The 12,828-nt window shown below is 53.2% G+C and carries 11 protein-coding genes; 7 read left to right on the top strand and 4 right to left on the bottom strand.

From position 1 onward, the window contains the following. Nucleotides 1–94 precede the first annotated feature (94 nt). Genes EDM60_RS13345 through EDM60_RS13330 form a run of 4 tightly spaced genes read left to right on the top strand, consistent with a single transcriptional unit; the run spans nucleotide 95 to nucleotide 3,162 of the window. Nucleotides 95–1,309, top strand: a complete 1,215-nt coding sequence (locus EDM60_RS13345; RefSeq protein WP_122964422.1) for a 2,3-diketo-5-methylthiopentyl-1-phosphate enolase — start codon at nucleotides 95–97, stop codon at nucleotides 1,307–1,309. After that, entirely contained in the window at nucleotides 1,306–1,974 is a 669-nt protein-coding gene (locus EDM60_RS13340; protein ID WP_122964421.1) for a 2-hydroxy-3-keto-5-methylthiopentenyl-1-phosphate phosphatase, read from the top strand. The genes EDM60_RS13345 and EDM60_RS13340 overlap by 4 nt, the downstream gene beginning before the upstream one ends. Before the next feature lie 3 nt (nucleotides 1,975–1,977). Then, nucleotides 1,978–2,631: a methylthioribulose 1-phosphate dehydratase gene (locus EDM60_RS13335; protein WP_122964420.1), complete on the top strand. Its 654-nt coding sequence runs from the start codon at nucleotides 1,978–1,980 to the stop codon at nucleotides 2,629–2,631. A gap of 18 nt (nucleotides 2,632–2,649) precedes the next feature. Beyond that, nucleotides 2,650–3,162: a 1,2-dihydroxy-3-keto-5-methylthiopentene dioxygenase gene (locus EDM60_RS13330; protein WP_063227299.1), complete on the top strand. Its 513-nt coding sequence runs from the start codon at nucleotides 2,650–2,652 to the stop codon at nucleotides 3,160–3,162. Nucleotides 3,163–3,234: 72 nt separating this feature from the next. On the opposite strand, the gene EDM60_RS13325 is transcribed toward EDM60_RS13330, so the two are convergent. The 3 genes from EDM60_RS13325 to EDM60_RS13315 are packed head-to-tail and all read right to left on the bottom strand — an operon-like array spanning nucleotide 3,235 to nucleotide 6,991. After that, nucleotides 3,235–4,350: a Ger(x)C family spore germination protein gene (locus EDM60_RS13325; protein WP_122964419.1), complete on the bottom strand. Its 1,116-nt coding sequence runs from the start codon at nucleotides 4,348–4,350 to the stop codon at nucleotides 3,235–3,237. After that, entirely contained in the window at nucleotides 4,347–5,447 is a 1,101-nt protein-coding gene (locus EDM60_RS13320; RefSeq protein ID WP_122964418.1) for a GerAB/ArcD/ProY family transporter, read from the bottom strand. The genes EDM60_RS13325 and EDM60_RS13320 overlap by 4 nt, the downstream gene beginning before the upstream one ends. Continuing rightward, nucleotides 5,444–6,991 carry a spore germination protein gene (locus EDM60_RS13315; RefSeq protein WP_122964417.1) on the bottom strand — a complete coding sequence of 516 codons (1,548 nt, stop codon included), beginning with the start codon at nucleotides 6,989–6,991 and terminating at the stop codon, nucleotides 5,444–5,446. Before EDM60_RS13315 ends, EDM60_RS13320 begins: the two co-directional genes overlap by 4 nt. Before the next feature lie 160 nt (nucleotides 6,992–7,151). On the opposite strand from EDM60_RS13315, the gene EDM60_RS13310 reads away from it, so the two are divergent. The 3 genes from EDM60_RS13310 to EDM60_RS13300 are packed head-to-tail and all read left to right on the top strand — an operon-like array spanning nucleotide 7,152 to nucleotide 10,904. After that, entirely contained in the window at nucleotides 7,152–8,240 is a 1,089-nt protein-coding gene (locus EDM60_RS13310; protein ID WP_122964416.1) for an endospore germination permease, read from the top strand. After that, complete coding sequence (locus tag EDM60_RS13305) at nucleotides 8,227–9,753, top strand: spore germination protein (RefSeq protein WP_122964415.1); 1,527 nt, start codon at nucleotides 8,227–8,229, stop codon at nucleotides 9,751–9,753. The genes EDM60_RS13310 and EDM60_RS13305 overlap by 14 nt, the downstream gene beginning before the upstream one ends. Continuing rightward, on the top strand, nucleotides 9,750–10,904 hold the full coding sequence (locus tag EDM60_RS13300) for a Ger(x)C family spore germination protein (protein WP_229049748.1): 1,155 nt from the start codon (nucleotides 9,750–9,752) through the stop codon (nucleotides 10,902–10,904). Before EDM60_RS13305 ends, EDM60_RS13300 begins: the two co-directional genes overlap by 4 nt. Before the next feature lie 116 nt (nucleotides 10,905–11,020). Here EDM60_RS13300 and EDM60_RS13295 read toward each other — a convergent pair whose 3' ends face one another. Beyond that, nucleotides 11,021–12,799, bottom strand: a complete 1,779-nt coding sequence (locus EDM60_RS13295) for an acyl-CoA dehydrogenase family protein (protein ID WP_122964414.1) — start codon at nucleotides 12,797–12,799, stop codon at nucleotides 11,021–11,023. Nucleotides 12,800–12,828: the final 29 nt, after the last annotated feature.

Here is a 12,828-nt window from a genome sequence, read left to right as displayed (position 1 = left end):
TTTATAGTCGACAACCGCCTCCCCGCTCTGGGGAGGCTTTTTTACATGCCCGAAAGCTTCACGAAACTTTTCAAGCTGCCCAAGGAGGACTAGCATGAGTGATCAACGCATCCTCGTCACTTATTTGACGCAAGCCAAAGACTTACACAAAAAAGCAGCCGCCATCGCCGTTGGCATGACGGTCGGCTCCTGGACGGATTTGCCCGCAGCGAAGCAAGCTGAGCTGGCTCCTTATCTCGGGGAAGCCGTGAGCGCTACGCCGCTTGAGACATTGGAAAACGGCGAGACGCGCGGACTGATCACCGTCAGCTACCCGACGCGCAATTTTACGCACGACATTCCTTCGCTTTTGACCGGAATCTTCGGGAAACTGTCCATGGACGGAAAAATCAAGCTGGTGGACATCACTTTCCCTGAGTCGTTTCTACAAGCTTTTCCCGGACCAAAGTTCGGCATTGACGGACTGCGCGGACGTTTGGATGCACAAAACCGCCCGCTGTTGATGAGCATTTTCAAATCTTGCCTCGGTCTTCCCTTCGAAGATTTGAAGACGCAATTCCGGGCACAGGCGCTCGGTGGCGTCGATCTGGTCAAAGATGACGAAATCTTCTTCGCAGACGATCGCGCGCCGTTTTTGGAGCGTATCCGCGCCTTCAAGGAGATCGCGCAGGAGACAGAAGCGCAAACTGGCAAGCCTGTCCTCTACGCGGCCAACCTGACTGGCCCGATCAACGAGCTGAACGAAAAAGCAAAGCGTGCCGTGGAAGCTGGCGCAGATTGCCTGCTGTTCAACGTCCTCGCTTTTGGCTTCGATGCCTTGCACCGCCTGGCAGCCGATCCGGACGTCAACATCCCGATCATGGCCCACCCCGCTCTCGCTGGCGCTTACTATCCGTCGCCTGATTACGGGATCGCCACTCCGCTTTTGCTCGGCACCCTGATGCGAATTGCCGGAGCAGACCTGGTGCTGTTCCCGTCGCCATATGGCAACGTCGCCCTGGACAAAACAGAAGCGCTGCAACTGGCGACCAACTTGACCACTCCGTTGGAAGGCGTGCGCCGCTCGTTCCCGGTTCCATCAGCCGGCATCCATCCGGGACTCGTCCCGCAGCTTTATGCGGATTTCGGTCTGGACCAAATCGTCAATGCTGGCGGCGGCATTCACGGACATCCGGGCGGCGCTACCGCAGGGGCCAAAGCGTTCGTCGATGCAATCGCAGCAGTCACGGCTGGACACACCCTGGGAGAAGCGGCGAACCAATCGCCTGAACTGGCGGCAGCCCTGGAGAAATGGGGTGGCGCACGATGAGCAAAAAGCTCGTGCTGTTCTGCGATTTTGACGGAACCATTACGGAAAAAGACAACATCGTCGCGATTGTAAAAAAATTCGCTCCCCCTGAGTGGGAAGCTCTTACCGAACAAATTTTGTCGCAAAAAATCAGCGTACAGGAAGGCGTCGGCAAGCTGTTTCAGCTCTTGCCCTCCTCCCTGCGCCAGAACATTGTGGACTACATCGTGAACGAAGCGACCATTCGCCCCGGCTTTGCCGATTTTGTCCGCTTTTGCCGCGAGGAAGGCATCGAACTGCTGATCACGAGCGGCGGCATCGACTTTTTCGTAAAGCCGATCCTCGCTCCGTTTGATTTGGATCATGTCCCGATTTACTGCAACGGCAGCGACTTCTCCGGAGAGAACATCACGATTACGTGGCCGCATTCCTGCGACGAGCATTGCACAAACGGCTGTGGCATGTGCAAGACAACCATTATTCGCCGCTACGATCCCGCCACTCACTATCGTGTCGTCATTGGTGATTCCATCACTGACCTGGCTGGCGCCAAAATTGCCGACTTCGTGATCGCCCGCTCCTTCCTCGCGCAAAAAGCCGAGGAACTGCAGCTGTCACACAGCACTTTCGCCACCTTCCACGACGTGATCGCCACACTTACGCAACTGAAACAGGAGGTTGTCTGACACATGACCGCAACACTCGAACAGCGTCTGGACGCGTTTCGTCGTCTCGATGACGCCAAGCTGACATTTGCCCGCCGGGACTGGTTTCCCGGCACAAGCGGCAATCTCTCCATCAAGATTCAAGACGAGCCGCTGCAATTTGCCGTGACGGCAAGCGGCAAGGACAAGACGAAGCTGTCGCCGGAAGACTATCTGGTGGTCGATCAAGACTCCCGTCCCGTGGAGGCAACCTCGCTCAAGCCGTCCGCCGAAACGTTGATCCACGCAGTCGTCTATCAAAAGTTTGCCAAAGCAGGTGCCTGCTTCCACGTCCATACGGTCTGGAACAATCTCATCTCCGAGCTGTACTTCGGCCAACGGGCTTTCACCATTCAAGGCCAGGAGCTGATCAAGGGCCTTGGGATTTGGGAGGAAAATGCGCGGATCACTGTTCCGATTGTTGAGAACTTTGCCGATATTCCGACCCTCGCAGCCGCGATCGAAAAAGTCATCACCCCGGAAATTCCGGGTGTTCTGATCCGTAACCACGGCATTTACGCCTGGGGCGGCAACGACTTTGAAGCGAAGCGCCACCTGGAAGCATTTGAATTTCTGTTTGAGTACCACGCCCGCTGGCTGCAACTGCGCCAAGCTGTCGTGTCCACTACATCCAACTAATCAAGGGAGGCAAGCATCATGGCACAAATTCGTTTCCACGACAACAACGAGTACATTTCCGCTCCGGAGGAAGTCATTTCCTTCCTGGACACCCAAGAAATCATTTATGAAAAATGGGATGTAGCTCGCCTCGATCCGAAGCACCGCGACAACTACAGCCCGACAGACGAAGAAAAGCAAGAAATTCTCGACACCTTCAAGCCGGAAATCGATGCGATCAGCCAACGCCGCGGCTACTTGACTGCCGATATTATCGTCCTCTCCGACAAAACGCCGAACCTCGACGAGCTGTTGGTAAAATTCAAAGGCGAGCATCACCACACAGATGATGAGTGCCGCTTCTGCGTAGACGGGCACGGCATTTTCGCGATCAAAGGAAAAGACGGACGTTACTTCGACGTTGAGCTTTCCCCTGGCGATCTGATTTCGGTACCGCCGAACTTCCGCCACTACTTCACGCTGATGGATGACCGCAAAATCAAAGCGATCCGCCTGTTTGTCACACCTGCTGGCTGGGAAGCTATCTACTAATACAAAGTGCGGAATGCGAAACACCCTGGAGCGAATGCTGCACCAGGGTGTTCTTGTTTCTTTTAACGTATTTTAGCGAATGACGCCGTTGCCCTTGATCGACAGCTCCGGCACGAACTTCACTTCCGCCTGGGCAAAAGCTTTGGGCCAATTATCTTGCACCTTTTTCCACTCCTGATACGCATGCGCTCGCGCGTACAACCCGAATCCGAATGGATCGACTTCATTTTGCTGGCACTTCACGACCAGTTTCTCAAATTCTTTGCGCAGCTCCGCATTAACCATCTGCTCCATGTCCTTATAATCCTTTTCCATGTCAAAAGGGAACAATCTCTCCGAAATACCGCCGCCGAACTTCATCTTTACTTCGAAATGAAACTTGCCGTCCCGAAAGGTCGTCTTCACTTTTTTGGATGCTTGCTTTGCGATGAGGCTGACTCTGTGCTTGATCATCTTTTTGCTGTCATTGGGCGCAGGGATCGGCACCGTAAAGGTCACTTCGCCCTCTTTTCCGTGCAGAAACAACTGGAGCAGCATCGTTTCCTGACTTTGCAGCAGCTCGACATACGTGCCCTCCTTGCTCAGCACCGCTGTTCCCAAAATCTTGATCGCTTTTTCTTTGCCCACAGCCGTGATGGTTGGATTAATCCCTTTTTCAAACATTTGCCGATGAAAATCTTGCGCCCTCGTCCGCACGGTCAAATTCCGCTGATTAGCGGTATCGATCAGCTTGGTCAGATGCAGGGACAGCCTCGGCTTGTCTGGCGGTTGAAAGTGAAACAAGTCACCTACCTCGCCGTCAAAATAGACCATCCGGGCGTTGACCGTAAAGCGCGCATCGCGGAAAATGACGTCGAGAATCTTGAACCAGTCAGGGTGCTCCAAAAGTCGCTTTCCCAGCACGATCGCCTGGATTTTCCCTGAAAGAGTAAGCCCCGTCACCATCTCGTCCAATCGTGCCCGCGCCTGTCGGAAAGACTCCGCTTTTACGCCAAATTCTTCGCTTTTTTTCTTCGCTTCTCGGCTGAAAACCGGACTGGACAAATAAAACAGCAGCTCATCCTTCTCATTCACGTCAACTCCGGCCATCAGCGTAATCGTCGCATCTTCCAAATCGATTCGATCCATGCAGCCCGACAAAAAGAAAAACAGCGCCGAGATCAACAGCAGCTTTCCGGCTTTGCTCATCCCTTTTGCCCCCCTTTTCCGCGCCGAAACAACTGGATCGCCAGCCACCAGATCACGGGGATGATGTATCCGCCAACCATTCCAGTCATGCTCCACACCTCGCTCCACTTTTTCAGATCGATGAACGTGGGCGTATACAGCCAGGCTCCCACAACGATCAGGATCATCAGAATGAACAAGTGCTTGCGATGATCGGCTGACCCGACCATTTGGCTCGTCGTGAACACCGTAAAATACATGTACGGCAGCGTGGTCGTCGACAAAAAGAACAAGTAGAACGCAAGAAAAATGATGTCGATTCGCTCCAGAAAGCGATACTCGATTACTTTCCACAAATTGAGTGTCGGCCACGTATATTGCGTGATTTCATCCGGACTAAAAAAGGAAAAGCTGAACACAGTAATATGCATAAAAATCAGCATGGACAATGTGTTTGCCACCACAATTCCCAGCGAGGCATACTGTTTTCGCTGCAAAAACGGGTACAGAAAAAACGCCAGCTCAAACCCGAGAAAGGACAAAATCGTCGATTTGGTTGCGGAGAAAACCGGCATCCACCCGTCTTTTAGCACAGGCAGCAAGTGAAGCCAATTGGAATACGGCAAGATGGAAAAGACAACGATCGGCATCCACAGCGTCAAGTAAAAAATCAACTCGGCATACCGTCCCAGCACCCGCAGCCCGCCCTGCACAACCATATAGGTAGGGATCACCGTCAATATCGCCAAAACGTATCCTGGCGTCTGGGACAAAATCCACACGTTCACAATCCCGATCCCGTTGGCGATTACCGTCATGGCGGCAAGGGCGCAATAACAGGCGACAAGCGCGGAAACGACCATTCCCAGCCATTTGCCAAAAAAGACGGGAATCAAATCGACGATCGTTTTGCCCGGATAGCGCTTCATGATGTTCACAATGAGGAGGCTTGCCACAGTAGCGCATACCCAGCCAATGAGAATGGAAATCCATCCGTCCGTTCCCGCTTCCTCGGCCAACTCTCGCGGCATGGACAAGACTCCGATCCCCACTTGTGTTCCATGAATAAAAAATACGTACTGGAGGACAGTCAGCTCGTTAAATGCGTATTTTTTCATTCGCCATCCCCCCGAGGACGGTTATCCCCCTGACGCTTGGACTGGACGACGCGGGCGCTGGCCGGACGATTTTTCATGCTCCACAACGGCAAGCGCAGAAACAAGTCCTTCCAGTCTGAAAATCGTACGGGTGCCAGCGGACTTCCGTAAGGCACGCCCAAAGATTCCAGCGAGATCAAATGACCGATCAGCCCCATCATCCCGATCACAATGCCAATAATCCCGAACATCGCAGCCAGTCCCATCATCAAAAACCGCAGCAGCCGCACTGCTGACGCCATGTCGTAGTTCGGGATGATAAAGGAAGAGATCGCGGTAAAAGCGACTACAATCACCATGATGTTGCTGACGATCCCGGCCTGTACAACCGCCTGTCCGATAACGATACCGCCGACGATGCCCACCGTCTGTCCGATCGGCGCAGGCAGCCTCACCCCGGCTTCCCGCAACATTTCCAGCGTCAGTTCCATGATCATCGCTTCCAGCAAGGGAGGAAACGGCACTCTCTCCCGCGACTCTCCCACTGACAAAATCAAGTCGAGCGGAATGACCTCGTAGTTAAAAGAGATCACCGCGATGTAGACGGCTGGCAAAAAGGTAGCCACCAGAAACGCCATAAAGCGCAACAGCCGGATAAAAGTGGCGACCAGCCAGCGGGTACTGTAGTCGTCCACATTTTGAAAAAACGAGGCAAAGGTCGCAGGGCCGATCAAAACGCTGGGAGAGCGATCGACGACAACAGCAACCTTTCCCTGCAAAATGTGCGAAGCAACCGAGTCCGGCCGTTCTGTCATCATGAATTGCGGAAAAGGCGAGTACGGGTTGTCCTCCACCAACTCCTCCAGCTCTCCCGTGTTCAAAATCGAATCGATCCGAATCAGCTTGATTCGATCCTCAAACTCTTGCAGCACCTCGGGATGAACCACATCTGCCAAAAACAGCAGCGACACCCTTGTCGGCGCCCTGTCCCCCACCCAATACTCCTTGATCTTCATCTCCCGATTGGGAAGATAGCGGCGGATCAAGGCGATGTTTTGCATCCCTGTCTCGACGAAGCCTTGATGCGCTCCCTTCAAGGACGCTTCAAGCTGAGGGTCCTCGATGGCGCGCTGCGGCCAGCCATGTGTCTCGACAGCGAGCGCTTCTTTGCGCCCCTCGATAAACAGCAAGCTGCTGCCATCGAGAATCTGCCTTTCGACCTCGTGAAAATCGTATATATTAAACACTTTTCCTACGGACAAAAGATCGTAGATGCTGGCAGGCCCTTCGCTTTGCTGGGAAAGAAGCGGCCGAAGCACATTGTTGTTCACCGAGCTTTTGTCTACCAAACCCGTCAAATAGACTAGCGCGACGCTTCCCTCGACAAACTTGCTCTCGAACGTGCGGATTACTAGATCGGGCGTCAGGGTAAACATCGTGCGCAACTCTGTGATGTTATCGCTTAAACTGTCACTGATCTCACGCGCAGGCACCGGGACAGAAGAGTGACTGAATCTGTCTTTTGCCGATGCCCTTCTTCGTCTCAGCCATCCTCTCATCCCCATCTGTTTTGGTTCCCATCCTCTGCGTAGTTTGTTGTATTAGCGTTCGTGACTGATTCCAAAAATATGCATTCAACTTCTCACAAGCGAACGCGAAAATCGCATAAATCCAAACGACCTGCAAATACTGACAGGAGAACTGGAACAGTTTGGCGGGAGACTCATGAAAAATGGACTAGCCTTTACCCAAATCGTAGTGATGCTGATGCTGACAAATGGACTGATGAATCACGTTCTGGTCATCCCCATGATGTTGGACTCGGCCAAAAGAGATTCCTGGATATCCGTCCTGTTTGCAGGCGTCTTATACCTTATCTGGACGGCTCTGCTCTATTTCATTTACCGCAAAACAGGCAGCGAGCCGCTCCTGCAATGGATGAAGCAGCGCTATGGCCCGGCTGTCGCTTACTTTCTGGCCATCTTGATCTCGCTCTATTGCTTTGTCATCGCCACGACCACCTTGACGGATACGGTCACGTGGATCAATTTATCTTTTGCCCCGCAAACCCCGCTCTCTGTCCATGCAGGTCTGTTCGCCCTGCTTTGCCTGGGAAATGCTTTGCTCGGCATCCGGTCGATTGCCGTGACTTCGACCGTTTTATTGCCCTTTGTCGTAGTGCTCGGATTTTTCGTGATGGCGACCAATTTCCAAAACAAAGACTACAGTCTGCTGCTCCCGATCATGGAAGATGGCCTGGCGCCTGTAGCCAAAGGCATGGTGTACGCAGGGGCAGGCTTTACCGAGATGATCTTGTTTTTGCTGATCAAACATCACTTGCGCGCTCCAATGCCTTACTATCAAATTTTTTTGCTTGCTGTCATCTTCATCGGTTTGACCATCGGACCGACCATTGGCGCCATCGTGGAGTTCGGGCCGCTGGAGGCGACCAAGCTGCGCTATCCGGCTTACGAGGAATGGCGGCTGGCCAACATTGGCCTGTACATTGAGCATCTGGACTTTTTGAGCATCTACCAGTGGTTTAGCGGAGCGTTCACACGCGTCTCCCTATCCCTGCTCCTCATTGTCGATGTTTTTTTAATTCCAAAAGGACGCTCGCGCTTCTGGTGGCTGCTCGGACTTTGTTTCCTCGCGACCGTGCTTTCGCTCTATCCGATCAGTACGATTGAATTTTACAGTTTACTGTCCAAGCTGATTCTGCCTGCCATGCTCGTCCTGGCTGTATCGCTTTCCCTTTTGCTAGCGCTCCTGACAGCCTTTGCCCCAAGGAGGAAGCCACATGAAAAATCGTAGGTTTGCCAAGGTGAAGCAGATACTGGAACACTCTACTGCCACAGCGGACCATGCAGAGCTTTCCTCCCTTAGCATGCGGTCTTTTCATGAGCTGTTTACGGACTGCAATGACGTTTGCATCGAGGAACATACATTGATCCCTGGCCCCGAGCCCTGCTATGTCTCCTTCGTATACTCCGACTGCATTTGTGACCTGGATCGGATCAGCGAATATTTGATGCCGCAGTTGACCCGGCTGTTTTCCGACGAGCAGATCAGGAGCGCAGATGATTTGCGCGAGAAAAAGCTGTTTTTCATGAACGAGTTGACGTACCCGACCGATATTGGCTGGATTTGCAGGCACGTCTTTAGCGGAAACCTGCTCATGGTGTTCGAGGAGTTTCAAATCGCTTTTTACGTCGAGACAGGCAATCCGCCCAAGCGCGATCCCGAAGAGTCCAATACCGATGTGTCCATCCGCGGACCTCGGGATGGGTTCACGGAGGAGATCAGTACGAATCTGGCTTTGATTCGCAAAAGAATGCGGACACACCAGTTGAAGTATCTCCCATACATCCTGGGCAGCCACACCCACACACGAGTCGGTCTCTTGTACCTGAAAGACCAGATCGCGCCGGAGCTGGAACGCGAGATATGCTCGCGCCTGGATAAGTTGGGCAGCAAGGGCATCATCAGCGGGTTGCAAGTAGAAGAGAATTTGTCCCACACCCCACTGACACTGCTCCCGGAGTACCAATACTCGGGAAGACCTGACTACGTGACCAACGCTTTGTTAAAAGGACGTTTTGCCATTTTAGTTGACGGTTCCCCGACCGCCTTGATCGGCCCTGTCAACTTTTCCATGCTGCTGAACGCCGCAGAAGATGCCAGCTCCTCTGTCTTCTCGATCGCCTTTGTCCGGTTTCTGCGGATTTTCTGCGTGCTGATCGCCCTGTTTTTGCCCGGCTTTTGGGTCGCCCTGATCACTTATCATCAGGAACAGCTGCCCTACACATTGATCGCCACCATCGTAAAATCTCGGCAAGGAGTGCCGTTGCCTGCTGCCCTCGAAGTGTTGCTCATGGTGCTGCTGTTTGAGCTGTTCAAGGAGGCTGGCCTGCGTCTGCCCATGGCGATCGGCCAAACGCTTTCGGTCGTCGGCGGATTGATCGTCGGACAAGCTGCGATTTCAGCCGGACTGACCTCTACAGGCAGCCTTGTAATTGTGGCGCTTTCTGTCATGGCAACGTTCACCCTGACGAACCAGCACATTGTCGGAACGATCACCTTGCTCCGGCTTGGCATCAGCGTAGTCTGCTCGCTTTTGGGGATGTTCGGTTTTATGATCTCGGCTCTGGCGACACTTTTGTACTTTGCCAACATGCGTTCCTTTGGCTTGTATTACTTGTCTCCGCTCGCACCGACTTTCTGGCCCGATTTGTACAAAACCGTGTTTCGCACGCCATGGCGCAAAGCCGAACGAAGTCCCGAGTTCCTGCACGACCCTTCGGAAAAAGGGGAGGGCCAACGATGATGCCCCACCTTCGAGCGATTGCAATCACACTCGTTTTCCCTGTTTTGCTCTGCGGTTGCTGGAACGCGCGGGAAATTGAAAATTTGCTTTACGTCAACGCCCTCGGCATCGATTACGTTAACGATGAGTTTGTCGTGTACGCGCAAATCTTGAGCTTTTCCAGCATCGCCAAAACAGAAGCTGGCGGCGCGCGCTCCACCAGTGGATCGGCTGTGGCCAAAGGAACTGGCAAAACGTTCGTAAACGCGCTGTTCAACATTTATCCCACCAGCCAAAAGCAAATGACCTGGAGCCATATCCGCTCCATCGTCTTTAGTGAAAGCGCCTTGGAAAAGAAACATATGGAGGAGATTTTGGACGAGCTGGACCGTTTTTACGAGTTTCGCTACACGCTCTGGACGTTTGCCACCAAAGACCCGATTATCGACATTTTCAATGCAAAGCAGGTGTTCGATTTGCCTGTGATTTACTCGCAACTGGCGAATCCATCCGATCTGTATGAGCAAAACTCTGTGCTGCGTCCGATGAAGCTGTTTCAATTCATCGCGAGAAGAGATGAACCGAACCTCGTTGTCTACGTCCCGATTCTTTCGATCAACCGAAACAGCTGGAGCGAAGACAAGAAAGCGTTGCCCAAATTAAAGATGATCGGCGCATGCCTGCTGCAAAACTTGGAGTCCCGAGGCTGCTGGCCGCGCTCAGACTTGCTGGGGCTGCGCTGGCTCGATGAACACACCGTCCGGACACTGCTAGGGATCAGCAAAGGAGGGCAACTGCTGGCGATGACCATCCTCGAAAAGCCCAAAGTGAAAATCGAGCCACGATTGCAAAACGGCACCGTAACCTTCGCCATCGACATTCACGCCACTGGCTATATCACGCAGGTAGTGACAGTCGGGCCGATCAATGAAATCGAAAAGGAAGCAGCGAAAAAAATCGAGGCGGAAGTACGGGCGCTTTTTGCAAAGGGCCGAAAACATAACATCGACACCTTGCAGCTGGGACACGCTCTCTATCGCAAATACCCGCAAGAGTGGAAACGATTGCAGAAAAACAACGCGCTCCCGCTTTCGCAAGAATCGCTGTCTGCCGTCAACGTTCAGGTGAAGCTAAACAACGGGGGCATCTCGAAAGTGAAGCAAGCCAACTGAGGCACTCCGTCGACTGCAAGCAAACATCTCCCGTATCAGAAAAGTCGGCGGGACATTTTTCGCACACAAAAAAGAGCAGAGATATGTCCCTGCTCTTTTTTCGTGCCTGTTTTAGCTTATACGACGTAGCCGCCTGCTTCGATCACGCGATCAGCAATCGCCCGCTTCAATCCAACGGTGTTGATCGGTGTGCGGCGAGTCAATTTTTTCAAAATGGAGAGACGCAGGCGCAGTTCATCGCCTTCTTCCATCGCAGCGAGCGCTTCTTTGGCCCACGCCTCAACGCGGTCAAACGCTTCATGCACATACACTGCTGTCAGCGCGAGCTTGTGCTGCTCGGCTTCCAGTCCGTTTGCGGCAACCGCTTTTTCCGTACGCTTCACGATGCTGTCCATCGCGTACAGCTCGATCAGCATGTCGGCAGCAAAAGCGAGCAGCTCCTGTTCTTTGGAGATCGCTTGCTGGTATTTCATCAGCGCAGAGCCTGCGACCATCAAAATGATTTTGCGAGTCATGCCGAGCAGATGCTTCTCGACAGCAAGCGGCGCATCCTCGATTTCCTCCGGGTAGTAGCTCATCAGCTCGGCTTGCAAGCTCGTCGCTGCTTGCATGAGAGGCAGTTCGCCTTTCATCGCCTTTTTCACCAGCGTATCCGGGATGAGCAAGCGGTTGATTTCATTCGTCCCTTCAAAAATCCGGTTGATCCGCGAGTCGCGGTACATGTTCTCAATCTCGTATTCCGACATGAAGCCGTAGCCACCGTGGATTTGCACGCCCTCGTCCACGCAGTAGTCCAGCACTTCCGTAGCAAACACTTTGTTGATCGAGCATTCGATCGCGTAGTCGGCAATCGCCTTCGCTACTTCCGCGCCGTCATCCGCTTTCTCGCCCAGGCGGCTAAGCGCGGTGTCGAACAAGCCAACCGTCCGGTAGACGGAGCTTTCTGCGGCGTACGCTTTGGTAGCCATGTTCGCCAGCTTGTTTTTGATCAGCGTGAAGTTGGCGATAGGTGTTTTAAACTGCTTGCGTTCCTTCGCGTAGTTCGTCGCCAGCTCCAATGCTTTTTTCGCCGAGCCGACCGCCCCAACAGCCAGCTTGTACCGGCCTACGTTCAAAATGTTGAAGGCGATGACGTGGCCTCTGCCCGGCTCGCCCAACAGGTTGGCTACCGGAACAGGCACATCCTGCAAAATGACCGTACGAGTCGAGGAGCATTTGATGCCCATTTTCTTCTCTTCCGGGCCAAACGATACTCCCGGGAAGTCCCGCTCCACGATGAAAGCCGTGAACTTTTCGCCGTCAATTTTTGCGTACACAATGAACACGTCTGCAAAGCCTGCGTTGGTGATCCACTGTTTTTCCCCGTTGAGAATGTAATGGGTGCCGTCTGCGGAAAGAGTCGCTGTCGTCTTGGCGCCAAGCGCATCAGAGCCGGAGCCTGGTTCGGTCAGGCAGTACGCTGCGATCCGTTTTCCATACGCCAGATCGGGCAAGTAGCGCTGCTTCTGATCCTCGTTCCCGAAGTACACAATCGGCAAGGAACCGATTCCTACATGGGCGCCGTAGCTCAGCGCGAAGCCGCGTGCGAGCGAAAATTTCTCGGTGACGAGCGCGGTGCTGACTTTATCCAGACCAAGCCCATCGTATTTCTCCGGCACATCGCCAGCCAAAAGTCCCAATTCCCCTGCTTCCTTCAGCAACCGCACGGAAATGTCGAAGCTGTGCTTTTCCAGTTCCTCCAGATGCGGGCGAACTTCATTGACGACAAAATCTTCCGTCGTTTTCGCGATCATTTTTTGCTCGTCGCTGTACTCCTCCGGCACGAATACATCGTCAGCCGAACCAGCATCAATCAAAAAGCTCCCACCGCGGATCAATTCTTTTGTATCTGCCATACTATCCCTCTCCTTTTATGAAAATAGAC

This window comes from Brevibacillus parabrevis (assembly GCF_003710905.1).
Taxonomy (GTDB): Bacteria; Bacillota; Bacilli; order Brevibacillales; family Brevibacillaceae; genus Brevibacillus; species Brevibacillus parabrevis.
Note: the sequence above shows the minus strand (reverse complement) of the source record. Positions and strands in the feature narration are given on the sequence as shown.

Excerpts from the sequence above, each read along its gene's own strand:
- EDM60_RS13300 (WP_229049748.1), top strand. The coding sequence starts at position 9,750 with ATGATGCCCCACCTTCGAGCGATTGCAATCACACTCGTTTTCCCTGTT.
- EDM60_RS13315 (WP_122964417.1), bottom strand. The coding sequence starts at position 6,991 with ATGGGGATGAGAGGATGGCTGAGACGAAGAAGGGCATCGGCAAAAGAC.
- EDM60_RS13345 (WP_122964422.1), top strand. The coding sequence starts at position 95 with ATGAGTGATCAACGCATCCTCGTCACTTATTTGACGCAAGCCAAAGAC.
- EDM60_RS13310 (WP_122964416.1), top strand. The coding sequence starts at position 7,152 with ATGAAAAATGGACTAGCCTTTACCCAAATCGTAGTGATGCTGATGCTG.
- EDM60_RS13320 (WP_122964418.1), bottom strand. The coding sequence starts at position 5,447 with ATGAAAAAATACGCATTTAACGAGCTGACTGTCCTCCAGTACGTATTT.
- EDM60_RS13335 (WP_122964420.1), top strand. The coding sequence starts at position 1,978 with ATGACCGCAACACTCGAACAGCGTCTGGACGCGTTTCGTCGTCTCGAT.
- EDM60_RS13340 (WP_122964421.1), top strand. The coding sequence starts at position 1,306 with ATGAGCAAAAAGCTCGTGCTGTTCTGCGATTTTGACGGAACCATTACG.
- EDM60_RS13325 (WP_122964419.1), bottom strand. The coding sequence starts at position 4,350 with ATGAGCAAAGCCGGAAAGCTGCTGTTGATCTCGGCGCTGTTTTTCTTT.
- EDM60_RS13330 (WP_063227299.1), top strand. The coding sequence starts at position 2,650 with ATGGCACAAATTCGTTTCCACGACAACAACGAGTACATTTCCGCTCCG.
- EDM60_RS13295 (WP_122964414.1), bottom strand. The coding sequence starts at position 12,799 with ATGGCAGATACAAAAGAATTGATCCGCGGTGGGAGCTTTTTGATTGAT.
- EDM60_RS13305 (WP_122964415.1), top strand. The coding sequence starts at position 8,227 with ATGAAAAATCGTAGGTTTGCCAAGGTGAAGCAGATACTGGAACACTCT.